A 24757-nucleotide genomic window follows, 5' to 3' on the forward strand; every position below is an offset into this window, starting at 1 on the left:
TAAAGGAGAGCAGTCTGTTCTCCTTTAATTTTTAAAACTAGTCGAAATACCATAGATTAGGCCTCAAATTAATTTTATGGCCTTGAGCAAAAAAATTGGCCTATTACTGGGGCCCATTTTATTTCTGATAATTTATAGTCTCCCAGATCTGATCCCTGGCAAGGAGAGTGCAAATGCAGTAATTGCGGTTGCAGCATGGATGATCTTATGGTGGATCTCCGAAGCCGTTTCAATCTCGGTTACCGCCTTGTTGCCCTTATTACTTTTTCCAATTCTCAAGGTGATGCCAATAGCAGATGTAGGAGCCAATTACGGAAGTCCGATCATCTTTTTATTCTTTGGCGGCTTTGTATTGGCACTGGCACTGGAAAAAGTAAATCTTCATAAAAGGATAGCATTAAATATAATAAGGTTAACCGGGACAACACCAAATAAGGTGGTTCTGGGTTTTATGATCGCTACCGCTTCACTGAGCATGTGGATAAGCAATACGGCCAGTACAGTAGTTATGTTGCCAATTGCCATGTCTGTTATTGGATTATTAATTGACGATGAGGACGGGTTTACAAAAAATGATCAGAATTTTGCGCTTAGTGTGATGTTGGGTATTGCATTTTCTGCTAATGCTGGTGGCATCGCTACTGTAATAGGAACTCCACCTAATTCCGTGATGATAGGGCTATTGGAAAACGAATACAATATTGAAATCTCTTTTCTTAAATGGATGACCATCGGGTTGCCATTCTCTTTGATCTTACTTACTATTTGTTATCTGGTATTGGTTAAATGGATGTTCCCAAACAAACATCTGAAATTTACTGCATCCAAAGATGTGATACATGAGGAATTAAGGAAACTGGGACCTACTTCAGGGAAAGAAAAAATGGTGCTCGCTATATTTGGGGTAACCGTATTTCTTTGGATTTTCAGAACCCTGATCAACGGTATTTTTCCAAATTTAGGGCTGTCCGATACTATAATCAGTATGTTGGCGGCAATTGCCTTATTTGCCATTCCTTTTAATTTAAGAAAGGGAGATTTCATTATCGGGTGGAAAGATACGGAAAGACTCGCCTGGGGAATTTTAATCCTATTTGGCGGGGGACTGGCCTTAGCCAACGGAATGTCTGTAAGCGGAATTGTTGATATGGTGTCAAATGCTATAGCCAGCAGTGACATCAGCGTCTTAGTTACGGCTGCCCTTTTAATTACTTTAATGTTATTTATGACAGAGCTTATGAGCAATGTGGCCCTGGTAGCAGTACTGGCTCCTGTTGTAGCGGGAATTGCCATTGGTTTGGGCATTCCGATTCTTTATCTGTTGATCCCGGTAACTATAGCAAGTAGCTGTGCATTTATGTTACCTATGGCAACACCCCCAAATGCAATCGTCTTTGCAAGCGGTTATATAAAAGTACATGAGATGGCCAGGGTAGGTGTTATATTAAATTTTATCGCAGTAGCATTGTTAATTATAATGTTCCAGTTTGTAATCCCGCTGCTGTTCTAAAACTAGAAGCCCCATTCCCGGGCATACGGAAATGGGGCTGTAATTTAATTAAGTTAATGTATTATTTCTACTTGCTGATAGCTGCCTCTATATAGGACGGCGCATCAATTCTCACTTCTATTACAGGCTCAATAAGATCTGCTGGGTCTATATAACTAATAGCCATAAAATCTGTAGGAACCGCATAGGCGTCAAAATCTTCTGGCAAATACTCTGAAGAGATATCATCTATCTCATCATTCTCCAAAAAGACAACCGAATTCAGATCAAAATAAAAGGTATGAGGATCAAAATCTTCCGGTAAATAATCAGCTGTATTAAAGCCAAGTTCAAAATCGGACTCCTCTTCTATATATTCAATGCTATCCAGGACACAAAAGTCTATCGCCTTACAAGGCTCACTGGCATACATGCCAGTACCAAGAAGCAATCCTAAAGCAATACTTGTAATTAATTTATTTTTATTCATAACGTTTAGGTTAAATTTTAAGCAAAGATAGAACCCAATATTGGGCATATTATTGTGCTTTAGATTTTGTTAACAGTCGCACAAAAAGGGGCAAAAAGTCAAATTCTCATCATTAAGATCATTCTCTTGCCAACTTCTCACTTTAACAATACTAATATTACATTGCTCTTAGCATATTGAGCGCATTTTTATGGTGATGAAAGCCGTTGTATTTGAGTTAATCTTTTGTTAATCTGAAAGGCTATTGCCTTTTGACCCGGCATTCTGGTTTTTAGTTGAATATGGGGAGGTAATAGGGTAATAAAAAACGCCGCTGTAAGAGCGGCGTTTTTAGCTAACTAATCAAATAATCGATAGAAAATGAGAATGTTCTATCCACTTATTTATCGAGAGTAGGGATCAAAACCCCTGGGTAAATAATCTTGAGTGTCAAAATCTAATTCCACTTCATCTTCGTCTTCAATATATTCTACACTGTGTATGTCAAAATAATATTCATAAGGATCAAATCCTTCAGGCAGGTAAGGTGCCGTGTTGATATTCAATACAGGCTCTTCTTCTATATAAGATATAGCTCGAATATCTGCTGGTATAGCATAAGGATTGAAATCCTTAGGCAAATATGCTGCTGTATCGAAATCTAATAAACTATCCTCGTCTGCTTCTATATAAGTAAACTGATTAAGGTCTACATATAGCTTATTAGGATCAAAATCTTCTGGCAGATAATCTGCTGTATCAATTCCGAGGTCGATCTCTTCTTCGGACTCGAGAAATACAACGCTGTTAGGATCCAGTGATGCAGCTACTTCCTTCTCCTTACTAATTTCTTTATCATTTGGGATGGAAATTGTATTCTCAGAAGTATACATCACAGTACTTACTAGACTTACCGGCTTAACTGGTAACTGACATTTGATCTCTTGGGTAGGATCACTAATTTGAGTATCTATTTGTTCTATATTCGGCGTGGCTGCATTTCCTATAAATACGATTCCACATATTGCTAATAACTTGTTCATTTTTAGATTAATTTTAAACCTGCATAAAGCAAGATTAATTGTTGATTGTTTACATAATAATAGACTGGAATCCTATCAAAATGTTACACAAGCACTATCGATTTAACAATGCGATAACAACTGGACGCATAGCGGTCTTCTCTATAAAATACGTATACCTATCTGATTTAAAGCGCTTTATATTATCCTTAAATCTCAGAATATGAAATTGTACTTATGAAATCATTAACAGAAAAATAAATTTGTTTTTTCAACCTTACGAAAGATCAGAAACTAAAATCAGATTAAAAAGGTGATCATTATTGAGCCAAATAAACCTCTTTTATTTGTATACAGCACTATTTACCCAATTACTGTTAATTGGATACTCAAAAGGAAAAAATAATGGGGTTAAAAAGCACTTTTCGCGGATAAAATGCATCTTATAAAAAGCCAATAATAGAGATCAGAACAACTCTGCAACGGAAATAACATCTTTTACCATATAAAAGAGCGGTTTCACAACATTGATTGATCTTCTGTGTTTTTCCAACATATCTTAGTATAAGAATTAAAAACCCAGATATGATGTCTTATAAAGTTAAAAGTGTACTGTATTTTTTTAGTTTATTAGCTGCTATTACTATTTATTATAGCATGGACAATGAGATACAATTTGATACCATGTCAGAAAGCACCAATTTAACTAGCATCAACTTAGAAAAAGCTTCTTCAACTAATCCCGAACTGACAGAGTTGAAATAGCATTCCGATAATAAAATTTTTAGTAGCCGGGGTTTGCATGATTGCAAACCCCGGCTTTTTTTATGCATCTCTGTTAAATATTCGCCAAATTCTAATTTCTCTTTAAACCCTTGTGCCAGAATAGCATCAAAGATTAAAATCATTAAAATATAAACACATGAAAAATTTATTTGTTACCGCCCTATTACTAAGTGGCGCTGTGCTGTATGCACAAAGAAGTGAACCTGGCGAAATGCGTAACCTTACTGCAGAACAAGTGGCTACTTTGCATACCAAAAAATTAACGCTTGCTTTGGATCTGAATGAAGCACAACAAAAAGACATCCAAAAGTTGAATGAGAAAAACGCCAAATTCAAAAAGGAAAAAATGGATGCCAGAAAAACAGCCAGGGAAGCGGGCTCCTCTAAAGAACTGAGCCCAGACGAAAAATACAACCTGCAAGTTGAACGACTCGACAAGGCTATTGCACTAAAGGCCACAATGAAAGACATTCTCACCAAGGAACAATATGCCAAATGGGAAAAAATTCAATTTAAAAAAGGCCGCCACAAAAAAACGGGTCGTAAAGACCATCACCGGCACGGTGCTAAAAGAGGAAGATAACCCGAATTAAAAGGAGAGGTGATTATTAAGTAAATTATTGTCTTACTTAATAATCACCTCTCTTTTATTAATTGCAGCTATTTTAATTGAGGAACAACACGTTCCAGAGCTGCAATGGTATCGTCTAAATCTGCATAAGACAAGGCGTCATTGAGAAAATAACTTTCAAAAGCACTGGGTGGTAAGTATACACCCTGATCTAGCATCCCATGGAAATACTTTTTAAAGGTGTCATTATTCCCTTTGGCCGAAGAGGCAAAATCTATCACGGGTTCTTTGGTAAAATGCAGTGAAATCATACTACCGTATTTGTTTATCTGGTAGTCGATCCCAGAATTCCGTAAGACGTTGTCAAAACCCTCCTTTAAATGCTCTGTTTTCTCATCCAGGCTTTCAAATATCTCAGGGTGACTATCCAGCTCTGTTAACATAGCTAATCCGGCACTCATGGCTAAAGGATTACCACTTAAGGTTCCTGCCTGGTATACCGGCCCCTCCGGGGCAAGTTTGGCCATAATTTCATTTCTGGACGCAAAAGCGCCCACCGGAAGTCCTCCTCCGATTACCTTCCCAAAGGTGACGATATCCGCATCTACACCCAATTCTTCCTGGGCCCCGCCACGACCAAGTCTGAAACCTGTCATTACCTCATCAAATATCAATAATATTCCTTCTTTGCTACAAAGGCTGCGCAGTCCGTGAATAAATTCTTCCTTGGGAATTATGCAGCCCATATTACCGGCAACAGGTTCAATGATGATAGCAGCTATCTGATCTTCGTTGGCTTCCACAAGAGATGTAACTCCGTCCAGGTCATTGTATTCTGCAAGTAAGGTGTCTTTGGCCGTTCCCTGAGTAACTCCAGGGCTATTTGGGCTACCAAAGGTTATGGCGCCACTTCCAGCAGCAATTAAAAAAGAATCTGCATGACCGTGATAACATCCCTTAAATTTTATGATCTTATCCTTCCCTGTATAACCTCTGGCTAGTCTTACCGCACTCATACAGGCTTCTGTACCGCTATTTACAAATCGGATCTTGTCTATATTGGGTACCATGGTTACGGCTAATTTAGCCAGCGTCGTTTCAATCTCAGTCGGCATTCCAAACGAGGTTCCTTTTCTTGCTTTTTCAATAACCGCATTTATGACGGGTTCATATGCATGTCCCAATATCAAAGGTCCCCATGAAGCTATATAGTCTATAAACCTGTTTCCATCCTCATCATATAGATAGGCCCCTTTTGCTTGCTTGACAAAAATTGGATCCCCGCCTACGGCCTTAAATGCCCTTACCGGCGAGTTGACCCCGCCCGGAATATAGTTTTTCGCCTCAGTAAAGAGTGCACTGCTACGCTGATATCTCATGCTATTTCTTGACTTTTTCAGTTTTGATCCTTAATTGCTGACCTACCGAAAGATGACTATCTTTCATACTGTTGAGTTCCATAATTTCATCAACTGTAACAAAATATTTTTTGGAAAGTGAATACAAAGTGTCTCCGCGGGTTACAATATGAATGTGATCGTTGTAGGCTAATTGAGATTTTTGTGCAGGATATCCTTTATCCAAAACTTCATCATCGTATTTAAAAAGCTCATACCTTTCAATAAAGGAAATCAATTTCTGTGGATAGCGCTTGTCTGTTGCATATCCGGCAGCTTTAAGGCCTCTGGCCCAACCCTTATAGTCATCTCGTCTTAAACGGAATAATCCAGAATACCTGGAACGGGAGGATAAGAATATACTGTGATCACGAAAAGAATACATGGGATGATTATATTTCCGGAAACATTCGTCCCTGGCGTCATCATCATGTTTCTCGTACTCACCTTCCCAACCGTTATGGCACTTTATTCCAAAATGATTATTGGTTTTTAGCGTTAATTCGCCCCTGCCATAGCCGCTCTCGAGAATTCCCTGAGCCAATGTTATGCTCGCCGGTATGCCGTATGCCTTCATTTCAAACTGGGCTATTTCGGCAAAGGCAGCAATATACTCTTCTATTGAGCCGACATGGAATTTTACGAACTTCCCTGTATCCTCGGGCATGGGATACAAGCCTTTATCATTTTCCTTGCTTTTAGTGTCAGTAATTCTGTTCGTTGTTTTTGTCTTAGAAACTGTCCTTTTTTTTGTGCCACAGCCCATCACTAAAGCACATAAAAACAAGGTGAAAATAAGTTGTTTCATATCTTGATCAACGGTAAATTATTAGATTTCATTTTCGTGTTCATACCTGCAATTCCCTGAATACCTCCAGTGTGAATAGCAAGGATACTCGATTGAGGTTTAAAGCAATGCTTTTTAATCATGTCGATAATTCCATAGAGCATTTTCCCGGTATATATTGGATCTAACTGAATTTGAGTGCTTTCCTTAAAGTTATTGATAAATGTTATCAATTCGGCTGAAACCCTGGCATACCCTCCAAAATGGTATTGTGTTTGTAATTCCCAATTATCCTTGCTGACAAATTTACAAATATCTTTTTGCAAAAAATCACCTTTTAGAGCAGGGAATCCTATAACTCTCTGGTGGTGATGTGCAGCTTTTATAAGGCCAGACAAAGTACCTCCGGTTCCCACACTACAGCAGATATAATCAAAAGCTGCATCATCATCGGTTAATATTTCTTCACATCCTTTAACTGCAAGATCATTGGTGCCCCCTTCTGGAAGGATATAAATATTACCGTATTGGTCATTTAGGTCAGATATAAATGTTTTGCTAGATTTTTCACGGTACTTTTCGCGTGTTACAAACCTAAATTCCATCCCAGCCTTATGAGCTGCGGTAAGGGTGGGGTTCTGCTCCCATAGTGCTGAGAGCTCTTCCCCTCTTATAATTCCAATTGTTCTGAGCCCCTGCTCTTTGCCAGCCAGGGCTGTAGCCAGGATATGATTTGAATATGCACCTCCAAAAGTAAGCAGGCAGTCATATCCTCCTTTTTTAGCCGCTATCAGGTTGTATTTTAATTTTCGAAATTTATTTCCTCTTATGGTTGGATGTATAAGATCTTCCCTCTTTATGGTAAGCGAAACCTGTAATTCTTTGAGTAATGGAAGTTGAATGCTTTGATTGAGAGTTTTCACGTATCTAAATATGAGATAGCTCTAGAGATATTTGAAAAAGCTTAGGGGTTTCCTTTCTTTCAGATAATCCATGTTTTTTTCATTCCTGTATGCCTCTCGCTCAAAACTAATGTTTTGATAGGCCTTATAGCTATCGAAATAAATCAGGGTACGAATAAGCCATTCCACCACGTAAATAATATAAAATGGCAGAATCAGTAATTCTATCTGCTGTTTCAAATGAATGCGTTCATGATTAATAAGAATTGCATCCTCTTTTAGGCGGTCGTTTTTAAGAATTATAAATGGCCATAACGATAAACCCACATAATTCTTATGAAAAAGATGTTTTATAATCAAGATCATCAGCATTGATTTAACGGCCCATAACAAATATAATTGTTAATCTTAAGAGTTAAGTTTAAAAATATTTAATGTTACCAACAAAGACAACAATAGTGCCAGGATATATAAAACCCTATTAATGTGTCCCCTTGCATAGTTTTTGCAGCCATTTCAGAAGAATGATGTACTTTTATTCTACTAAAACCTTAAAAACAGGAGAACGAAATAAATGAAGGAGCAAATACCCCTGGAAGACGGAGATTATTACCTCTCTGAAGAAGGCTATAAGGTTTTTACGAGACAGTATCATCTTAAAAGAGGTTATTGCTGCGAAAGTGGTTGCAGACACTGTCCTTATGGATATAACAAGAATACAAATTCTTACTAAATCTCTCTGTATACGGCATGATCTTTGTGGCTTATTATTAAAAAGTACTGTTGTTAATCCAAAACAAAAATGTTATGAAAAAATTGAAATTTCTGGTAGTACCACTACTGGGGCTTCTGCTGCTCGGATCCTGTGTCTCCGTTAGGGTATTGGCAGATTATGATAAAGAGGCCGACTTTGATTCTTATAAAAGTTATGCTTTTTATAAAACCGGAATAGATAAGGCCCATATCTCAGATCTGGACAAGAAAAGAATACTCACCGCAATTGAATCAGAAATGAGTGCAAGGGGCTTCGTAAAATCCAAACAGCCCGATATTCTGGTAAGTATTTTTACTTTGGAAAAAGAACGAGTAAACGTCTACAACAACAACTTTGGCTATGGCTGGGGCTGGGGCTGGGGCTATGGTTATGGCTATTGGAATCCCTGGCTTTGGGGAGGACCTGGTTATTACGGAGGATCTAGCGTCAGTACGGATACCGTTGGCTCCTTGTATATAGACCTGATAGATGCCAAAAACAAAGAATTAGTATGGCAAGGAAGAGGCGTAGGAACTCTGAACAACACTAAGAATATTGAGAAAAAAGAAGAAAGAATACGCGAATTTGTTTCACAAATTCTCCAGGAATATCCCCCTGATGCAATAGTATCGAACTAACATATAGCCGCCCTGAAGATCCACTTCAGGGCGGTTTTTTTTGTATCTTTACTGGTATCAAAAAAGTCTTATGTCTTACCAAAGTAATCACATTCTGGACAAGCTTCCAAAGCACCTTAAACAGTACATAAAACCCCAGGACTATAAAGATTATACAGCAATTGACCAAGCTGTCTGGCGTTATGTGATGCGCAAAAATGTCGACTATTTGAGCAAAGTTGCCCACAAGTCATATTTAGAAGGATTAAATAAGACAGGGATCTCCATAGACCACATTCCCAATATGTATGGGATGAACCGAATTCTAAAAGAAATCGGGTGGGCCGCCGTGGCCGTAGACGGATTTATTCCGCCATCTGCCTTTATGGAATTTCAGGCGTATAACGTTTTGGTGATTGCCTCAGACATAAGGCAGTTAGAGCATATAGAATATACCCCAGCACCGGATATTATTCATGAGGGTGCCGGCCATGCTCCGATTATTGCAAACCCCGAATACGCAGAATACCTGAGAAGGTTTGGAGAAATTGGATGCAAGGCGATCTCTAATGCAAAGGACTTTGAACTCTATGAGGCCGTAAGACACCTGTCTATTATCAAAGAGGCTCCGGGAACACCTGAGGGCGAAATAACAGCCGCCGAATCTCATATTGAAGAATTGCAAGGTAATATGGGAGACCCTAGTGAAATAGCACTGATAAGAAACCTCCATTGGTGGACCGTAGAATACGGTCTTATAGGTGATGTAGATCAACCTAAGATATATGGGGCGGGTTTGCTGTCTTCAATAGGAGAAAGTGCCTGGTGCATGACAGAGAAGGTAAAGAAGATTCCTTATTCCATAGAGGCAGCACATACCTCTTTTGATATCACAAAACCCCAACCTCAATTATTTGTTACCCCTGATTTTGCTTTTTTAAGTCAGGTGCTGGAAGAATTCGCCAATACCATGGCACTGAGAAAAGGAGGCCTGAGTGGTATTAAAAAACTTATTAATTCCAAAGAACTTGGTACCATAGAGTTAAGTACCGGATTACAGATATCAGGTAATTTTGACCAGGTAATCGAATTTGAAAATAAACCAGTTTATTTTCAAACTAAAGGTAAAACGGCCCTGTCCTATAGAGAAAAAGAACTGGTGGGTCATAGTCTGGAACATCACCCGGAAGGTTTTGGTTCCCCTATTGGAAAATTAAAGGGGATTAACCTGGCCATAGAAGATATGAGCCCCAGAGACCTGAAGGCATACAATATATATGAAGGAGAAAATATCACTCTTGAATTTGAGGGAAATATAAAAGTATCGGGGCAGATCATAACAGGGACCAGAAATTTGCAAGGCGAGATCATCCTGATCACTTTTAAGAACTGTAGTGTAAGTCATGGCAAGAAGGTACTGTTTCATCCGGATAGCGGGCTTTATAATATGGCAGTAGGGGAAAATATCGCCGCTGCTTTTAACGGTCCGGCTGATCTTAATAGTTTTGATTTGATAACACATGAATTGTCCTCTACCACTATCAAACCCGAGAGGTCAGCAGAATTCAAAAAATTAGAACAATACTACAGGCAAATCAGGGATTTCAGGGAAGGAACAAATACCACCATCTCCAGGAATAAGGTATTCAATGTAATAAAGGAGGAATTTCCTAACGATTGGTTATTGTCTGTTGAACTGTACGAATTAGCCAAAAACAATGGTGACCGTGATTTTTACAAATCCATTTTAGACCATCTGGAAAAAGTAAAACAAAGAAACCCCGAAGTGGGGCATCTTATTGATGATGGAATTGGATTGGTAGATAGTAACACAGTTAAAATGTAAGTAACCCAATATTAGTTTCAGACACTTCTATTTGAGGAACTTCAGCTTTTTTTACAGGATAATAGTTAATATCAATATATTCATCTCCCCTTTTTACCGTGAGTACTACTTGCCGCTCTATATTACCAAAATAAATACTTCTGGATGTAAGTTGGTCTCCCGCTCTTAAACCAGATGCAAAAGCTGCCGAAGTCTCATCAACAGTAAGGGCAAAATTCTGATCGTCAGAGAACTTGAAGCCCAAATCAAAAATTTCTGGTATGGCCATATAACTCCAACCAAATGTTTTAAATATATCCTCCAGAGGTAATAATTTTCCTCCTTCTATATGGTCTTTCGCAAAGCCTTTGATGTCTTCATTAACATATTGATTGACCACAGAAACAAAATATTCCTGGTTGATCTTTAAGTCGTTTTCCAAAGCCCCCTTCTGAAGATCATGCATCACATCATCTAAACTAAACCTGCCCTTACTTTCTAAGCTGATGAATTTATCCAGGTAAAAGGCAATTAGTGCTCCACGGTAATATGGAAGTTTACTATAGTGGCGGTCCGACCAGAAATTTTCATAATTTATATCACTGTTGGGAGCTTCTTTTACAGGGGAACTGTAAAGGTTTCTTATTATGCCATTTATCTCTTTAATAAAATAGGCGCCATCCAGACCCTGAATTTGGTGTTTGGCAATATTTTTAAGGGTGTAATACTCTGTAAAACCCTCGCTAAACCAGTATTGTTGTTCTTCATTGGCATTTTTTATGGTATGCCCTATCCAATTGTGTTGTAGTTCATGATTAAACAAATAAACCAATTGTCCTATATCCGTATATTCATTATTGGAAATGGTTGTGGCGAAAGAATTGGTTAACCCGGTACCCTGAAAACTGCTGCCTTTATCTTGGGTTATCGGGCGCAAAGTTACCGTAAAATAGTCCTGTGAATGATCCTGCCAAAAATCGCGCTGCAACTTTATTGTTTTAGATAATACCTGCATCACAGTTGAATCTTTAAACGGAATCCAATCTCCTCTACTCGCCAAATATATAGCGTTACCCTCAATTGCTTGCTTATAAATTCTAAAATCCCCACCCACAAATATTGCAGAATGGAAGTCGCCCAGGGAGATATTGGTTAATAACTGCCTGGAATTTGATGTTGCAAAACTATTATGGATCTTATAGTGCTCAGGGAACTCATCCCAATTAATCTCAACATTTAGTGTATCTTCGGGAGTGTCGGCTATATGTTTCGGTATCATAAACATATTGTGAGAAAAAACATGAAAAAACTGCTGCTGTATCAACGGCCTGTAACTCTCTCTGCTTCCTCCTTCCCCATCAAAGTCCTGGATTAAAGTATATTGAAAGTTGATAAGATTCAAATCCCTGGGATGCTGTATTTCTATCCATCCGCTATCCCTGTTAATTTCTGGGACAATGCTGGAGTCCAATAATTTGATATTTTTAATACAATCAAATAGATTTTCTTGACCCCAGGCCTCATTCTCATACAAAATCCTGGTTGTTCCCGAGGAATCTGTTTTGAATTTCATTTTAATATTCAGTGCCGGTTTGCCTTCCCATTCGGACTGTGCAATATTGAACTGAAGTAAATCTGTTACATCATTGCCCTGTTGTTCACAGTTTAAAAAGTTAATTGATATTAAAACTATCGAAAGTCTCTGAAAAAAAAGTTTGATCATTGCTGCTTATTAATACCCTTGGAAGACGACATACAGTTAGTTTTGTTACAAATTTACTAGTAAGCTATAAAGTATTTCGCGCTAGGAAATTCTGCTCTTAATATACTTTATCTGACCGTTATGATTAGATTCATGTTCTACAACATGAAACCATTTACAATAATTATTTGTGGGTTGGTTGGCGAAAAAATTAGTTTTCTCCATCAACCAGGCATCATCCCTTTCTTTTAGTTGCGCCTTTGAATAGTCTCGTACCTCGGCCAACTTATCGGTGTAATAGTTCAATGGGTTTCCTTTAATCTCCTCTCTGGCCTTCGCCCCAAGATTCATCCCAACATCCCATAAGTCAGTATCTTTTTTATCAAAATCTCCCCAGTTTCTGCCTTCAAAAGTATGAATTTGATAATACCGTTCCGTGGCTGCCAGATGAACAAGCATACCGCCAATACTGTTGGCCTCCTCATCTAATAAAAAATCCAGGTCTTTTACCGAAAGATCCTGCACACTTCTGAGAACGGCTGCACGCATCCAATCCATCATTGAAACCACAATGCTCATTTGCTCCGTATACCCCTCACGTTTTCCAAATTCGTGAATATTATTTAGTGGCAGAGAAGGCAAACTCGCCATCCCCGTCTGGGGTATAAGTAACCCGGCGCCAAGTAATCCGGAAGCCTTGATAAAATTTCGTCGAGAACTGTTCTTTTCAGTGTTATTCATTTTTTCAATTTTTGATATTAATTCTGTTATTCTTTATCCAAAGCACATGATCTGAAGATAAACACAATAGCCAAGTAATTGCCTCTAAAAAGTGTTTTTTTCAGACGATTCAAACTTTTTACCAACTTCAGGTCCAATTCTGTCTAAAACTTCATATGGGGATATGCATTTTGAAGATCAACAATTTTCTGCTGTAGTAAATTTTCAAACCTCCTGTGCTGCTCAGTATCGGGATTAAAGGGAATATGTTGGAGGCCCTTTTGTACTTCTTCTACTTTTGCCATCATACCAATGGCATCAGAACTCATCCAACATTTCGTAAAGTGCTCCCATATATAGTTTATAGCCAGTTGGTTAGGGTGCACCATATCTTCCTTATAGAAGCGATAGTCTCGTAGTTCGTCCATCATAATCTCATATGCCGGGAAATAAAATACCGCTTCGTCCTTAAGGATCTGATGCACAGCGGCAATAAGGTGGGCTTTACTACGCTGATTTTCTAAAAACCCGTCCTTTAAATGACGAACAGGAGATATAGTTAGAAGAACAATCGCTTCCGGATTTATAGATGTAATGGCATTAAGCAGATTATCCAGGCTATCAATAATCTCATTGACCGTCAGCAGCTCTTTGGCAAATTCCTTTTGAGGTACCCTATGGCAATTTGCCACAAGCCGATCTTTTTTAAGGTGTCTGTAGGCCCAGGCAGTGCCCAATGTCAGAATTATATGAGTGGCTTCCCGAAGTTGATTTTGGGTGTGGAGGAGTCCGTTATTTACGTCTGAAAGCAATAGTGACTTATCTGCATTGCTCAATGTTGAATGTACATCGAAGCTGTGCCAACGTTCGTTGTGAAAAAAAATATCTTCTTCTTTGAACCTGGTACTATTTACGGCTTTATCTACCATTTTTTCAATGGCCTTTGGCTGAAATAGAATACCAAACGGGTTTTTAAGGTGCTGAAATTTATAATACTCAAGCTTATTTCCAATATTTTCAGCGAAACAGGAACCCAATACTAGCAAGCGACTATTATAGTCTATTTCCGGACTGCCCTTTTGAAGTGGTATATTGGTCTGAAGTTTCATGAGATTATGATAAGCCCTATTCAACACTAAAGTAAAGGAATCACTTCACATAATCACGGGCCTTAGCCAATACCTCTGGAATTCCTGAAGGGTTTTTACCTCCTGCGGTGGCGAAAAAAGGTTGTCCACCCCCACCTCCATCAATAAATTTGCCCAATTCGCGAACAATACTCCCGGCATTCAAGTTATTAGTTGAAACAAGTTCTTTAGAAATATAGCAGCCAAGAACTACTTTGCCATTTTGTTCGGAAGCCAGGAGGAGAAAAAGATTATCCTTATTGCTTCCCAGTTCAAAGGCAAGGTCCTTTATTCCGGCAGCATCTAAATCTACTTGTTTTGCTAAATAGCGGACATTCCCAATAATTTCCAGTTCATTTTCCAATTCGCCCTTCAGATTACTCGCTTTATCCTTAAGAAGGCTTTCAATCTCTTTTTTGAGCATAACATTTTCCTGCTGTAAAGAGGTTACAGCTTTCACCGGATCTTTCCCTTTAAACAAATCTTTTAATTGCCCTAGCTTTCTATTGTTCTCCAAATAAAAGTCTTTAACCGCATCCGAGGTAATGGCCTCGATTCTGCGGATACCTGCGGCAATTGCACTTTCTGAGGTGATCTTAAAATGCCATATTTCCGAAGTGTTAGACACATGAGTACCTCCACATAATTCTATAGATTTTCCGAATCTGATTGTTCTGACCGCATCCCCATATTTTTCTCCAAACAATGCCATAGCTCCTTCTTCCAGAGCTTGTTTCATCCCTACTTTTCTGTTCTCCTGTAAGGGCAATTGTTCATCAATCCTGGCATTCACAAAATTCTCTACCTGCTGCAATTCATCGGCAGTTAGTTTTGCAAAGTGCGAGAAATCAAAACGCAAGTGTTTAGAATGCACTGCAGATCCTTTTTGCTCTACGTGTTTGCCCAGTATTTCGCGTAATGCCTGGTGCAATAAATGAGTGGCCGTATGGTTGCGTGCCGTTCGCTGCCTTTGTTTATGATCAACTACAGCAGTGAGCGTTTCCTCCAGGTGCTTTGGTAAGTTGTTGGTGATATGAAATATTTCGTTGTTTTCCTTTTTTGTATCGAGTATGTATACCACATCCCCATTTGGAACCTCCAGATATCCTTTATCACCAACCTGGCCCCCACCTTCAGGATAAAACGGCGTTTTATTAAATACCAACTGAAACTGATCCCCTTCTTTTTTTGAGCTTACTTTTCGATATTTTGACAATTGCACCTGGACAGTCAGGGTATCATATCCCACAAATTCCTGAGTGGTGTCTTTTGTCAGCACGGTCCAATCCCCTTTTGATACCTCAGAGGCCGATTTTGATCTGTTTTTTTGCTTTTGCATGGCGGCTGCAAACCCTTTTTCATCCAGGTCATACCCCTTTTCACTCAGAATAAGTGCCGTCAGGTCTATTGGAAATCCAAAGGTATCGTACAATTCAAATGCTTTATGGCCATCAATTGTTTTTCCATCAGCTTCATCAATCACATTATCTAAAAGCACCAGGCCTTGTTCAAGGGTTTTTAAGAAAGAGTGCTCTTCTTCCCTGATGACATTTTCAATGAGCTGACGTTGATTTTTAAGTTCGGGAAAAGCCGTACCCATATTATCTGCAAGCACCTTTACCAAAAGGAACATAAAAGGCTCTTTGGTGTCTAAAAAGGTAAAACCATAACGAATAGCCCTTCTTAGGATTCTTCTGATCACATAACCTGCGCCAGTATTACTCGGCAGTTGCCCATCCGCAATAGAGAAGGAGACTGCCCTGATATGGTCTGCTATAACTCTGATGGCAATATCTTTATCCTCATTTTTGCCATATTCATTGTTTGTCGTCGTTTCTATCTCCCTGATTATAGGAGTAAAGACATCAGTATCATAATTAGATTGTACTCCCTGCAAAACCATACATAGACGTTCAAAGCCCATCCCTGTATCTATATGTTTTGCCGGTAATGGTTCTAACTTGCCATTAGCTTTTCTGTTATACTGGATAAACACCAGATTCCATATTTCCACGACCAGGGGGTGATCCTGATTAACCAGGGATGCACCGGGTGTTTTGGCTCTTTCCTCTTTTGATCTGAGATCGACATGAATTTCGGAACAGGGTCCGCAAGGCCCCTGATCTCCCATTTCCCAGAAGTTATCCTTTTTGTCGCCCATTATAATTCGTTCCTTGGGCACTATGGCTTTCCAGAGATCAAAAGCTTCTTTATCCATTTCCAGATTATCGGCATCATCGCTTCCTTCAAAAACGGATACGAAAAGCCGCTCCTTATCAATTTTGCAAACTTCAGTTAAGAATTCCCATGCCCAATTGATTGCCTCCTTCTTAAAATAATCGCCAAAACTCCAATTACCGAGCATCTCGAACATCGTATGGTGATAGGTATCCTTACCTACTTCTTCCAGGTCGTTATGTTTTCCGCTTACTCTCAGGCATTTTTGGGTATCAGCTACTTTGGTATTCTTTGCCACAGAATTGCCCAGGAAGAACTCTTTAAACTGATTCATTCCTGCATTGGTAAACATAAGACTGGGATCGTCTTTGATAACCATTGGGGCAGAAGGCACTATTTTGTGGTTTTTTCCTTCAAAAAACTTCAAAAAATTGGCTCGGATATCTTTGGAATTCATATAAAATGCGAAGGTTTTGCTAATTTTAACAATTTATACAAAACAATTTTTATATTTGTTTGTTCTGATAAAACTATGGGACAAAAATAGGATAAAATCCATTCATGTCTAAAGTAAAGTATTATTACGATCCGGACACGCTTTCTTACAGAAAGATAGAGCCAAAGAAATCCAGGCGATACAGGAATATTTTTCTTTTCGTACTGGGATCTGCTCTTTTTGGCTTTTTAGGACTTATTTTCCTGCTAAACACCAATATTCTAAATACTCCAAGGGAACTCTCTCTGAACAGAGAAGTTAAGAACTACGAATTGCAATTCGATTTGATGAATCGTAAAATGGAGCAAATAGAGTATGTGCTCGCGAACATCGAGGATAGGGATAATAACATATACCGCCTTTATTTTGAGGCAAATCCAATTCCGGAAGAGCAGCGGAGAGCAGGTTTTGGAGGTGTGAACAGATATAAATCTCTTGAAGGTTTTAACAATTCTGATATGATCATCTCCACTACAAAAAGGCTCGATATTATTCAGAAACAAATGGTGATTCAATCAAGATCGCTAGATGAAATCACAAAATTGGCTGAAGAAAAGGAAAAACTACTCGCTGCAATCCCGGCAATACAACCCATAAACAATGATGATCTGACCAGGATGGCGTCTGGATTTGGATGGCGCTCAGATCCGTTTACCAAAGCGAGAAAGTTACACAGGGGAATGGATTTTACTGCCCCTAGAGGAACCCCTATCTATGCATCAGGCGATGGTGTAGTTAAACGGGCCGATAATAATTCTTCAGGTTTTGGAAAACACATTCGTATAGACCATGGTTATGGCTACGTAACACTTTATGCCCACTTGAGTAAATACAATGTTAAAAGAAGACAAAAGGTAAAAAGGGGAGACCTCATTGGATTTGTAGGAAGTACGGGAAGATCAGAAGCACCTCACCTACATTATGAGGTATTGAAAGACGGAGACAGGATAAATCCTATAAACTTCTATTATGGAAGTTTGTCTGCCGAGGAATTCGAGAATATGCTCAAATATGCAAATCAGGAAAACCAATCACTGGATTAATGCAAGTAGAATTACCGGAAAAAAGATATTATGGAATTGGCGAAGTAGCCAGGGCATTTGATGTCAATACCTCCCTTATCAGGTTTTGGGAGAAAGAATTTGACGTCATACAACCTAAAAAAAATGCCAAAGGAAATCGGAAATTTACCCCTAAGGACATTCAAAATCTTCAACTCATCTACCACTTGGTTAAAGAACGGGGTTTTACATTGGAAGGCGCTAAAATCCACCTAAGGGAAGAAAAGCAAAAAACACTATCCAATTTTGAAATCATTCAAAAACTGGAACGCATTAAGTTGGAACTTATTAAAATAAAAAGCCAACTATAATTTAACTCTAAACACTACCTAAAATGAAAAAATGGTTAATCCCAGTAATTATTCTGGCAGTAATTGTTTTTGCTTTATATCAATGGGGCGTAGGATTTAACAATACTGCGGTCACCTATGAAGCAGATGCCAAAACAGCATGGTCCAATGTGGAAAGTGCTTATCAAAGAAGAAATGATCTTATAGGAAATTTAGTTAAGACGGTCCAAGGAGCGGCTGATTTTGAAAAAGAAACTTTAGAAGGAGTCATCCAGGCCAGAGCGGATGCCACCAAAACCTCCATAAATGTCGGGGATCTTACTCCGGAAAAGATGGCAGCATTTCAACAAGCACAATCCGGGCTTACCGGAGCGCTTAGCAAACTGATGGTGGTTGTAGAAAGATATCCTGAATTAAAGGCAAATCAGAATTTTTTAGAACTCCAATCTCAACTGGAAGGCACTGAAAACAGGATCAATGTTGAAAGGAACAGGTTCAATGAAAAAGTAAATATCTACGATATTCATACCACTAAATTCCCAAATAAGCTTTTGGCTGGATGGTTTGGCTTTAAAGAGATGCCCAGGTATCAGGCCGATGCCGGGTCTGAGCAGGCACCAGACGTTAATTTTGAATTTGATTGATCTATGCCAAACTCTAAGGTAGAAGATTTTTTATCGGCCCAGGAAGAACAAGATATTGTCACCGCCATTCTGGAAGCGGAAAAATATACTTCTGGGGAAATCAGGGTGCATATAGAGGCCTCTTCCTCTGAAGATCCATATAAAAGAGCTCAAGAGGTATTTCACGTTCTAAAAATGGACAATACCAAAGACAGTAATGGGGTGTTAATCTACATCGCTGTTAAAGATCATCAGTTTGTCATCTTTGGTGACAAAGGAATCGATGCTGCTGTCCCGGAAGGTTTTTGGGAGGCTACCAAGGATGTAATTGAATACTACTTTAAAATGAATGAATTTAAAGAAGGTATCGTCCAGGGAATTCTAAAAGCCGGAGCCGAATTGCAAGCACATTTCCCCTGGCAAACTAATGATACGAATGAACTGAATGATGAAATATCTAAAGGGTAGTTTTCTTCTTTTTTTCTTTGGTTGTTGCACTATATACGGCCAATTTGATATTCCTGATAAACCAGAAAAGCAAACCAGTGTTTACGACTATATAAACCTGTTGTCTAGTTCAGAAAAAAACAGTCTGGAGCAAAAATTAATTGGTTATTCGGATAGCACTTCCACACAGATTGTAGTTGCTATAATATCCTCTACTGAGGGTGAAAATATCAACTATTTAGGTGCGCAATGGGGTGAGAAATGGGGCATTGGACAGGAAGACAAGAATAATGGCATTCTGGTGTTATTGGCCAGGGGAGACAGGCGAATAGCTATTAATACAGGCTATGGTGTAGAAGCTAACTTAACAGATGCGCTTTCAAAAAGGATTATAGACAGGGTGATCATTCCCGAATTTAAAAACGGTGATTACTACCGCGGCCTGGACAAAGGTGCCGATGCCATATTTGCAACATTGAAAGGTGAATTTGAAGAAGAAAGGACTTTTGATAATCAAAATAATTCATTCCCCTTAGGAGCAATTCTCCCCATTATAATCTTTATTGTAATTCTGATCATATTATCTGCCCGCAATAAAAATAAAGGTGGAGGCAAAGGCGGTGGGCGCTCATCTGGAATGGACCTGTGGGATATTATAATTCTCAGTAATATGGGCCGTAGTGGAAGGTCCTCTTCAGGTGGTTTTGGTGGTAGCGGCAGCTTTGGCGGAGGAGGATTTAGCGGTGGTTTCGGTGGAGGTAGTTTTGGAGGCGGCGGTGCTTCCGGGGGCTGGTAGCAACACTGAACCCAGACCAAAATTATTGGCCATTATTAATTGCTAATTGCTTATTGATAATTGATAATCGGTCAGACCTACTTCTTTCGCATAAATATGGTAACTGGCACTCCTGTAAAATCAAAATTTTCCCGCAATTTATTTTCTAGAAATCGCCGATATGGCTCTCTTACATATTGAGGAAGATTGCAGAAGAACGCAAATTGTGGGTAGGGTGTGGGGAGCTGGGTTATGTATTTTATTTTAACATATTTCCCTTTGTAGGCTGGTGGCGGTGTATGTTCTATAATGGGTAATAATACATCATTCAGCTGTCTGGTTTTAATTTTCTTAGACCGATTCTTATAAACGGCAACAGCAGTCTCAATGGCCTTAAAAATTCTTTGTTTGTTCAGTACCGAAATAAACAATATAGGAACATCGGTAAAGGGTTCAATAGCTTTTTTAATTTTCTGAGTATACTGTTTCATGGTATTACTCTCCTTGTCTTCCACCAAGTCCCATTTATTTACTAAGATTACCACCCCTTTGTTGTTTCTGTGTGCCAACCAGAAAATGTTTGCAACCTGTCCGTCAAAACCGCGGGTAGCATCAAAAAGCAGAAGGCAGACATCGGCATGCTCAATTGCTCTTACAGAACGCATAACCGAATAAAACTCTAAATCTTCCTTAACCTTAGATTTTCTCCTTATTCCGGCCGTATCTACCAGATTAAACTCGAACCCAAAGCGATTGTATTTAGTATCTATACTATCTCTTGTAGTTCCTGCGATGTCAGTAACTATGTATCGCTCTTCTCCAATAAGTGCATTGATAAATGAGGATTTGCCTGCGTTAGGTCTTCCTACTACTGCAAATCTCGGTAGATCATCTTCTGGCTCCACACTTTCGGGCAATACTTCTACAAGTGCATCTAGCAATTCGCCAGTGCCACTGCCATTTATGCTTGAGAGGGTATAATATTCGCCCAATCCAAGGGAATAAAATTCAACGGCGTTTTCGGCCCTTTTCGCATTGTCAACCTTATTTACCGCGAGGAATACAGGCTTATTTACTCTTCTGAGCAATTTGGCCACGTCTTCATCCATACCGGTAATACCAGTTTCCACATCAACCATAAAAATAATAGCATCCGCTTCATCAATAGCCAGTTCTACCTGTTTGTCTATTTCCTGCTCAAAGACATCGTCGCTGCCGAGAACATATCCGCCAGTATCAATCAATGAAAACTCCTTCCCGTTCCAATCACTTTTGCCATAGTGGCGATCCCTGGTAACACCACTAATAGCATCCACAATGGCCTCCCTTCTTTGAATTAAGCGATTAAAAAAAGTAGATTTCCCAACATTTGGCCTTCCAACAATGGCAACAATTGCGCCCATAACAAAAATTTCTGGCAACAAAGGTAATGCTATTCATCATGGCTTTAAAAAAAAGTTGATACTCCTAAAAGGAAAGCAGTAGATTATACGGACCAGACAGCCGTGTTTGGGAAACATGACAATTATCATATTCTCCCTCGTTGGTGTCCCATACTTTCCATAAATCAACAAGAACTCAACGTGGAACCCATCCCTAATGAAATTTTATTGCGTCCCCGCTTCCGCCAAAGTTTGCAGAAGTCTAAGGAAGTGGCTCTTGAAAACTTTGCCAAAGCTGAAAGATCCCCATATATCTTAAAATGCATTGATGATCACGTAATAATTAAATTCAATAATCAAAAGGCCCATTTCTGGTCGCCCCAATTACATCTGGAGTTTATTGAACAAGATGCTACTTCTTGTGAGGTACATGGGTTGTTTGGTCCCAGCCCCCCGGTATGGACTTTTTTTATGTTCCTGCATTTCGGAGTAGCCACTTTGTTTATTGTTCTTGGTATATGGGCATATTCTAATATCTCCCTGGATAGGTCCTATGGTTTGCAGCTTGGGTTAATGATTATGATGATCTTCTTTTGGATAGTGCTCTATATTTTTGGGCGTTTGGGAAAAAGACAAGGGCGCCCTCAAATGCATGAACTTCACTCTTTTATGCAAGAAGCCTTGAAATAAATCCTATTTCTGATTATAGCCAAATCTTCTAAGCTGCCTGGGGTTGCTCCTCCAATTCTTATTGACTTTTACATACAGCTCCAGATGAACTTGTTTGTCAAAGAATTTTTCGAGGTCCTTCCTGGCTTCCACTCCTACTCTTTTAAGTGCACTTCCCTTATGGCCGATAATTATTCCTTTTTGTGTTTCCCTCTCAACCATAATCACAGCCCGCATTCGAATGATTTTTTCATCTTCAAAAAATTCTTCGGTATCAATTTCTACCGCATAAGGGATTTCCTTTTTATAATGCTTGAGTATTTTTTCACGAATGGTTTCATTGACAAAAAAGCGTTCGGGCCTGTCTGTGAGCTGATCTTTAGGAAAATAAGGCGGGGCCTCGGGTAGTAAGGCAATAATTCTTTCAAATACCTCCTTGACGTTAAAATTCTCAAGCGCCGAAATGGGGTGAATCTCCGCCCCCGGAACTTGTTTTTGCCAGTATTGCACCTGTTCTTCAAGAATATGCTGTTCGGAAGTATCTATTTTGTTTATAAGCAAAAGTACAGGTATTGAACTATTTTTAATCTTGTCGAAGAATTTTTCGTCCTTAAGTGCTTTCTCTCCTATCTCCACCATATAAAGGAGTACATCGGCGTCTTCAAAAGCAGATTTAACTGCATCCATCATAGAATGTTGAAGTTCATAGGCAGGTTTAATAATCCCCGGAGTGTCCGAGAATATAACCTGGAAATCGTCTCCGTTTACGATGCCTAAGATCCTATGTCTGGTAGTCTGCGCTTTGGAGGTAATTATAGAGAGTTTCTCTCCCACAAAAGCGTTCATAAGGGTAGACTTCCCTACATTGGGATTGCCGATTATATTTACAAAGCCTGCCTTATGCTTTTCCATTCTTATAATTTACGAAATACGTTTTCATTTTTGCGTTCACCTTAGGAGATAAGTACAACACCGCTATCATATTAGGGATCACCATTAAGGCATAGGCAAGGTCTATCAGGTTAATGACGAGGCCTACCGAGGCTACTGCAGCAAAAGTAATTGTAGCCACAAAATATACATTAAACCACTTCCCAACGGTGGCATTGGTTAGAAAAGACAAACACTTTACCCCGTAATACGAGTAAGTAAAAAGCGTAGAGAGTGCAAAGGCGGCTACTATAAGCATCAAAAGTACATCTCCGTAACCGAAGAGCGACTTCTTAAAGGCAATCAGCGTCATCAATATACCATCACTTTCAGCCTCAAGATAGGCCCCACTTAAAATAATTACAACAGCCGTAAGGGTACAAACTATGATAGTATCAATAAAGGGGCCCAGCATGGCCACTAACCCTTCCTGAATAGGCTCTTTGGTCTTAGATTGTCCGTGGTACATTGGGGCACTACCGAGTCCTGCCTCATTTGAAAATACCGCCCGCCTCACGCCAAGGATTACAATACCCCAAAACCCGCCTTCTATGGCCGTATTAAAATTAAAAGCTTCGGTAATAATCAATTGCAAAGAAGGAAAGATTTTTTCTGCGTTCATCACCATAACGATGAGCACAGCCAAAAAATAAAGCACTACCATAAAAGGCACTATGGCTGTTGCCACTTTGGCGATTTTTTTTAGACCCCCAAAAATCACTAAAGACGTAATGGCAGACAATACTAGCCCGATGACCAATTTCCAGTACAACTGAGGACTATCTGCCGTACCACCCAAAGGAACCAAGGTAGTTTCCGGATCAACAACCACCATAAATGTTTGCGTAAATTGGTTAACGGTAAACACCCCAAGGAAACCTACCAGACCTGCAACACAAAAAAAGACGGCCAGGGATCTGGCCTTTTTTCCAAGGCCTTTAGTAATATAGTACATGGGGCCACCTTGCAGGTTCCCATCAATATCTTCTGAACGATACATAATGGCAAGACTACAGGAATAGAACTTGATACACATTCCAAGAATAGCGGTAAGCCATATCCAGAATATAACCCCCGGGCCTCCCCTGTAAATGGCGATAGCCACACCAGAAATATTTCCAAGCCCAACAGTAGCCGCAACCGCTGCAGATAGCGCCTGGAGATGACTTACCTCCCCAGGATCTTCGGCATGATCATATTTCCCTGCTGTAATACCAATGGCATGCCTAAAATACCTGTAGGGTATAAATCTGGAATAAAAGGCAAGATAAAGCCCTCCTCCAATAACTAAAAATAGCATTACCCATTCTGCATATGGTATAAGAGAAGAGAGAAAATTATTGATTTCATCCATAAATAAAACAAAGCTCCGAAGTTATGGAATTTAAGCCTTTTCCCTTGAAAATTGGATAAAATAAATCTCTATAGAACTTTTGATATTACCAACAAACCGTTGTATCTTTGCCGTCCACATCGCGGGGTAGAGCAGTAGGTAGCTCGTCGGGCTCATAACCCGAAGGTCGCTGGTTCGAGTCCAGTCCCCGCTACAAGGAAAGCCATCAACGAAAGTTGGTGGCTTTTTCTTTGTGAAAAAGCCAAGCTTGCTTGTGTTTTGGAACAAAGGAAAAGGCAATTCCTTGCGCAGCAAGGGAATGGCTTTCCTTGTAAAGCCAACCCCAAGGCCCTTTCCGAGGTGGAACCGAGGAAAGAATCCAGGCCTTGGAAGAATCACTGTAAC

The 24757-nt window shown here is 39.4% G+C and carries 24 protein-coding genes and 1 tRNA gene; 12 read left to right on the forward strand and 13 right to left on the reverse strand.

Annotation, left to right across the window (positions count from 1 at the left end; genetic code table 11):
- The first annotated feature begins 76 nt into the window (after positions 1–76).
- A complete protein-coding gene (locus J1G40_RS16820; protein WP_265243827.1) occupies positions 77–1510 on the forward strand; it encodes an SLC13 family permease in 1434 nt (477 codons plus the stop codon).
- A 67-nt stretch (positions 1511–1577) separates the two neighbouring features.
- On the opposite strand, the gene J1G40_RS16825 is transcribed toward J1G40_RS16820, so the two are convergent.
- Both J1G40_RS16825 and J1G40_RS16830 read right to left on the reverse strand, forming a co-directional pair.
- Positions 1578–1979 carry a hypothetical protein gene (locus J1G40_RS16825; protein WP_265243828.1) on the reverse strand — a complete coding sequence of 134 codons (402 nt, stop codon included), beginning with the start codon at positions 1977–1979 and terminating at the stop codon, positions 1578–1580.
- Between the two features lie 383 nt (positions 1980–2362).
- On the reverse strand, positions 2363–3001 hold the full coding sequence (locus J1G40_RS16830) for a hypothetical protein (RefSeq protein WP_265243829.1): 639 nt from the start codon (positions 2999–3001) through the stop codon (positions 2363–2365).
- A 901-nt stretch (positions 3002–3902) separates the two neighbouring features.
- Here J1G40_RS16830 and J1G40_RS16835 point away from each other — a divergent pair.
- The gene (locus tag J1G40_RS16835) at positions 3903–4349 is read left to right on the forward strand and encodes a Spy/CpxP family protein refolding chaperone (protein WP_265243830.1); all 447 of its coding nucleotides are present in this window, start codon (positions 3903–3905) and stop codon (positions 4347–4349) included.
- A 77-nt stretch (positions 4350–4426) separates the two neighbouring features.
- On the opposite strand, the gene hemL is transcribed toward J1G40_RS16835, so the two are convergent.
- Genes hemL through J1G40_RS16855 form a run of 4 tightly spaced genes read right to left on the reverse strand, consistent with a single transcriptional unit; the run spans position 4427 to position 7789 of the window.
- On the reverse strand, positions 4427–5716 hold the full coding sequence (gene hemL, locus J1G40_RS16840) for a glutamate-1-semialdehyde 2,1-aminomutase (RefSeq protein WP_265243831.1): 1290 nt from the start codon (positions 5714–5716) through the stop codon (positions 4427–4429).
- A gap of 1 nt (position 5717) precedes the next feature.
- A complete protein-coding gene (locus J1G40_RS16845) occupies positions 5718–6542 on the reverse strand; it encodes a glucosaminidase domain-containing protein (protein ID WP_265243832.1) in 825 nt (274 codons plus the stop codon).
- Positions 6539–7444, reverse strand: coding sequence for a 1-aminocyclopropane-1-carboxylate deaminase/D-cysteine desulfhydrase (locus J1G40_RS16850; RefSeq protein ID WP_265243833.1), 906 nt, complete (start codon positions 7442–7444; stop codon positions 6539–6541). Before J1G40_RS16850 ends, J1G40_RS16845 begins: the two co-directional genes overlap by 4 nt.
- A 21-nt stretch (positions 7445–7465) precedes the next feature.
- Positions 7466–7789 carry a hypothetical protein gene (locus tag J1G40_RS16855; RefSeq protein WP_265243834.1) on the reverse strand — a complete coding sequence of 108 codons (324 nt, stop codon included), beginning with the start codon at positions 7787–7789 and terminating at the stop codon, positions 7466–7468.
- A 208-nt stretch (positions 7790–7997) separates the two neighbouring features.
- Between J1G40_RS16855 and J1G40_RS16860 the strand changes: the two genes are divergently transcribed.
- The 3 genes from J1G40_RS16860 to J1G40_RS16870 all read left to right on the forward strand — a co-directional run bounded on the left by J1G40_RS16860 (position 7998) and on the right by J1G40_RS16870 (position 10640).
- Positions 7998–8156, forward strand: coding sequence for a DUF5522 domain-containing protein (locus J1G40_RS16860; RefSeq protein ID WP_265243835.1), 159 nt, complete (start codon positions 7998–8000; stop codon positions 8154–8156).
- Positions 8157–8230: 74 nt separating this feature from the next.
- Complete coding sequence (locus J1G40_RS16865) at positions 8231–8815, forward strand: DUF4136 domain-containing protein (protein WP_265243836.1); 585 nt, start codon at positions 8231–8233, stop codon at positions 8813–8815.
- Positions 8816–8885: 70 nt separating this feature from the next.
- Entirely contained in the window at positions 8886–10640 is a 1755-nt protein-coding gene (locus J1G40_RS16870; protein WP_265243837.1) for an aromatic amino acid hydroxylase, read from the forward strand.
- Here the strand turns inward: J1G40_RS16870 and J1G40_RS16875 are convergent.
- The 4 genes from J1G40_RS16875 to alaS all read right to left on the reverse strand — a co-directional run bounded on the left by J1G40_RS16875 (position 10630) and on the right by alaS (position 16803).
- Positions 10630–12342, reverse strand: coding sequence for a M1 family aminopeptidase (locus J1G40_RS16875; protein WP_265243838.1), 1713 nt, complete (start codon positions 12340–12342; stop codon positions 10630–10632). The genes J1G40_RS16870 and J1G40_RS16875 overlap by 11 nt on opposite strands.
- An 81-nt stretch (positions 12343–12423) precedes the next feature.
- On the reverse strand, positions 12424–13062 hold the full coding sequence (locus J1G40_RS16880) for a DUF664 domain-containing protein (protein ID WP_265243839.1): 639 nt from the start codon (positions 13060–13062) through the stop codon (positions 12424–12426).
- Positions 13063–13205: 143 nt separating this feature from the next.
- On the reverse strand, positions 13206–14150 hold the full coding sequence (locus tag J1G40_RS16885; protein ID WP_265243840.1) for a GSCFA domain-containing protein: 945 nt from the start codon (positions 14148–14150) through the stop codon (positions 13206–13208).
- 40 nt (positions 14151–14190) lie between these two features.
- Positions 14191–16803: an alanine--tRNA ligase gene (gene alaS / locus J1G40_RS16890; protein ID WP_265243841.1), complete on the reverse strand. Its 2613-nt coding sequence runs from the start codon at positions 16801–16803 to the stop codon at positions 14191–14193.
- Positions 16804–16907: 104 nt separating this feature from the next.
- Between alaS and J1G40_RS16895 the strand changes: the two genes are divergently transcribed.
- Genes J1G40_RS16895 through J1G40_RS16915 form a run of 5 tightly spaced genes read left to right on the forward strand, consistent with a single transcriptional unit; the run spans position 16908 to position 20059 of the window.
- On the forward strand, positions 16908–17885 hold the full coding sequence (locus J1G40_RS16895; protein ID WP_265243842.1) for a M23 family metallopeptidase: 978 nt from the start codon (positions 16908–16910) through the stop codon (positions 17883–17885).
- Positions 17885–18214 carry a MerR family transcriptional regulator gene (locus J1G40_RS16900; protein ID WP_265243843.1) on the forward strand — a complete coding sequence of 110 codons (330 nt, stop codon included), beginning with the start codon at positions 17885–17887 and terminating at the stop codon, positions 18212–18214. The genes J1G40_RS16895 and J1G40_RS16900 overlap by 1 nt, the downstream gene beginning before the upstream one ends.
- Before the next feature lie 23 nt (positions 18215–18237).
- A complete protein-coding gene (locus J1G40_RS16905; protein ID WP_265243844.1) occupies positions 18238–18837 on the forward strand; it encodes a LemA family protein in 600 nt (199 codons plus the stop codon).
- Between the two features lie 3 nt (positions 18838–18840).
- The gene (locus J1G40_RS16910; protein ID WP_265243845.1) at positions 18841–19284 is read left to right on the forward strand and encodes a TPM domain-containing protein; all 444 of its coding nucleotides are present in this window, start codon (positions 18841–18843) and stop codon (positions 19282–19284) included.
- A complete protein-coding gene (locus J1G40_RS16915) occupies positions 19265–20059 on the forward strand; it encodes a TPM domain-containing protein (protein WP_265243850.1) in 795 nt (264 codons plus the stop codon). The genes J1G40_RS16910 and J1G40_RS16915 overlap by 20 nt, the downstream gene beginning before the upstream one ends.
- 77 nt (positions 20060–20136) lie before the next feature.
- On the opposite strand, the gene der is transcribed toward J1G40_RS16915, so the two are convergent.
- Complete coding sequence (gene der, locus J1G40_RS16920) at positions 20137–21441, reverse strand: ribosome biogenesis GTPase Der (protein WP_265243846.1); 1305 nt, start codon at positions 21439–21441, stop codon at positions 20137–20139.
- A gap of 231 nt (positions 21442–21672) precedes the next feature.
- Here der and J1G40_RS16925 point away from each other — a divergent pair, with 231 nt between their 5' ends.
- Complete coding sequence (locus J1G40_RS16925; RefSeq protein WP_265243847.1) at positions 21673–22110, forward strand: GTP-binding protein; 438 nt, start codon at positions 21673–21675, stop codon at positions 22108–22110.
- 3 nt (positions 22111–22113) lie between these two features.
- On the opposite strand, the gene era is transcribed toward J1G40_RS16925, so the two are convergent.
- Entirely contained in the window at positions 22114–23001 is an 888-nt protein-coding gene (gene era, locus J1G40_RS16930; RefSeq protein WP_265243848.1) for a GTPase Era, read from the reverse strand.
- On the reverse strand, positions 22988–24373 hold the full coding sequence (locus J1G40_RS16935) for an alanine/glycine:cation symporter family protein (RefSeq protein ID WP_265243849.1): 1386 nt from the start codon (positions 24371–24373) through the stop codon (positions 22988–22990). Before J1G40_RS16935 ends, era begins: the two co-directional genes overlap by 14 nt.
- A 120-nt stretch (positions 24374–24493) precedes the next feature.
- Between J1G40_RS16935 and J1G40_RS16940 the strand changes: the two genes are divergently transcribed.
- Positions 24494–24566: transfer RNA gene (locus J1G40_RS16940), tRNA-Met, on the forward strand.
- Positions 24567–24757 lie beyond the last annotated feature (191 nt).

It is taken from the genome of Muriicola sp. Z0-33 (genome assembly GCF_026126425.1).
Classification (GTDB): domain Bacteria; phylum Bacteroidota; class Bacteroidia; order Flavobacteriales; family Flavobacteriaceae; genus JAFMPW01.

Excerpts from the sequence above, each read along its gene's own strand:
- J1G40_RS16845 (WP_265243832.1), bottom strand. The coding sequence starts at position 6,542 with ATGAAACAACTTATTTTCACCTTGTTTTTATGTGCTTTAGTGATGGGC.
- der (WP_265243846.1), bottom strand. The coding sequence starts at position 21,441 with ATGGGCGCAATTGTTGCCATTGTTGGAAGGCCAAATGTTGGGAAATCT.
- alaS (WP_265243841.1), bottom strand. The coding sequence starts at position 16,803 with ATGAATTCCAAAGATATCCGAGCCAATTTTTTGAAGTTTTTTGAAGGA.
- J1G40_RS16910 (WP_265243845.1), top strand. The coding sequence starts at position 18,841 with ATGCCAAACTCTAAGGTAGAAGATTTTTTATCGGCCCAGGAAGAACAA.
- J1G40_RS16830 (WP_265243829.1), bottom strand. The coding sequence starts at position 3,001 with ATGAACAAGTTATTAGCAATATGTGGAATCGTATTTATAGGAAATGCA.
- J1G40_RS16900 (WP_265243843.1), top strand. The coding sequence starts at position 17,885 with ATGCAAGTAGAATTACCGGAAAAAAGATATTATGGAATTGGCGAAGTA.
- J1G40_RS16915 (WP_265243850.1), top strand. The coding sequence starts at position 19,265 with ATGAAATATCTAAAGGGTAGTTTTCTTCTTTTTTTCTTTGGTTGTTGC.
- J1G40_RS16905 (WP_265243844.1), top strand. The coding sequence starts at position 18,238 with ATGAAAAAATGGTTAATCCCAGTAATTATTCTGGCAGTAATTGTTTTT.
- J1G40_RS16870 (WP_265243837.1), top strand. The coding sequence starts at position 8,886 with ATGTCTTACCAAAGTAATCACATTCTGGACAAGCTTCCAAAGCACCTT.
- era (WP_265243848.1), bottom strand. The coding sequence starts at position 23,001 with ATGGAAAAGCATAAGGCAGGCTTTGTAAATATAATCGGCAATCCCAAT.
- hemL (WP_265243831.1), bottom strand. The coding sequence starts at position 5,716 with ATGAGATATCAGCGTAGCAGTGCACTCTTTACTGAGGCGAAAAACTAT.
- J1G40_RS16935 (WP_265243849.1), bottom strand. The coding sequence starts at position 24,373 with ATGGATGAAATCAATAATTTTCTCTCTTCTCTTATACCATATGCAGAA.
- J1G40_RS16855 (WP_265243834.1), bottom strand. The coding sequence starts at position 7,789 with ATGATCTTGATTATAAAACATCTTTTTCATAAGAATTATGTGGGTTTA.
- J1G40_RS16880 (WP_265243839.1), bottom strand. The coding sequence starts at position 13,062 with ATGAATAACACTGAAAAGAACAGTTCTCGACGAAATTTTATCAAGGCT.
- J1G40_RS16835 (WP_265243830.1), top strand. The coding sequence starts at position 3,903 with ATGAAAAATTTATTTGTTACCGCCCTATTACTAAGTGGCGCTGTGCTG.
- J1G40_RS16820 (WP_265243827.1), top strand. The coding sequence starts at position 77 with ATGGCCTTGAGCAAAAAAATTGGCCTATTACTGGGGCCCATTTTATTT.
- J1G40_RS16875 (WP_265243838.1), bottom strand. The coding sequence starts at position 12,342 with ATGATCAAACTTTTTTTTCAGAGACTTTCGATAGTTTTAATATCAATT.
- J1G40_RS16885 (WP_265243840.1), bottom strand. The coding sequence starts at position 14,150 with ATGAAACTTCAGACCAATATACCACTTCAAAAGGGCAGTCCGGAAATA.
- J1G40_RS16895 (WP_265243842.1), top strand. The coding sequence starts at position 16,908 with ATGTCTAAAGTAAAGTATTATTACGATCCGGACACGCTTTCTTACAGA.
- J1G40_RS16865 (WP_265243836.1), top strand. The coding sequence starts at position 8,231 with ATGAAAAAATTGAAATTTCTGGTAGTACCACTACTGGGGCTTCTGCTG.
- J1G40_RS16825 (WP_265243828.1), bottom strand. The coding sequence starts at position 1,979 with ATGAATAAAAATAAATTAATTACAAGTATTGCTTTAGGATTGCTTCTT.
- J1G40_RS16860 (WP_265243835.1), top strand. The coding sequence starts at position 7,998 with ATGAAGGAGCAAATACCCCTGGAAGACGGAGATTATTACCTCTCTGAA.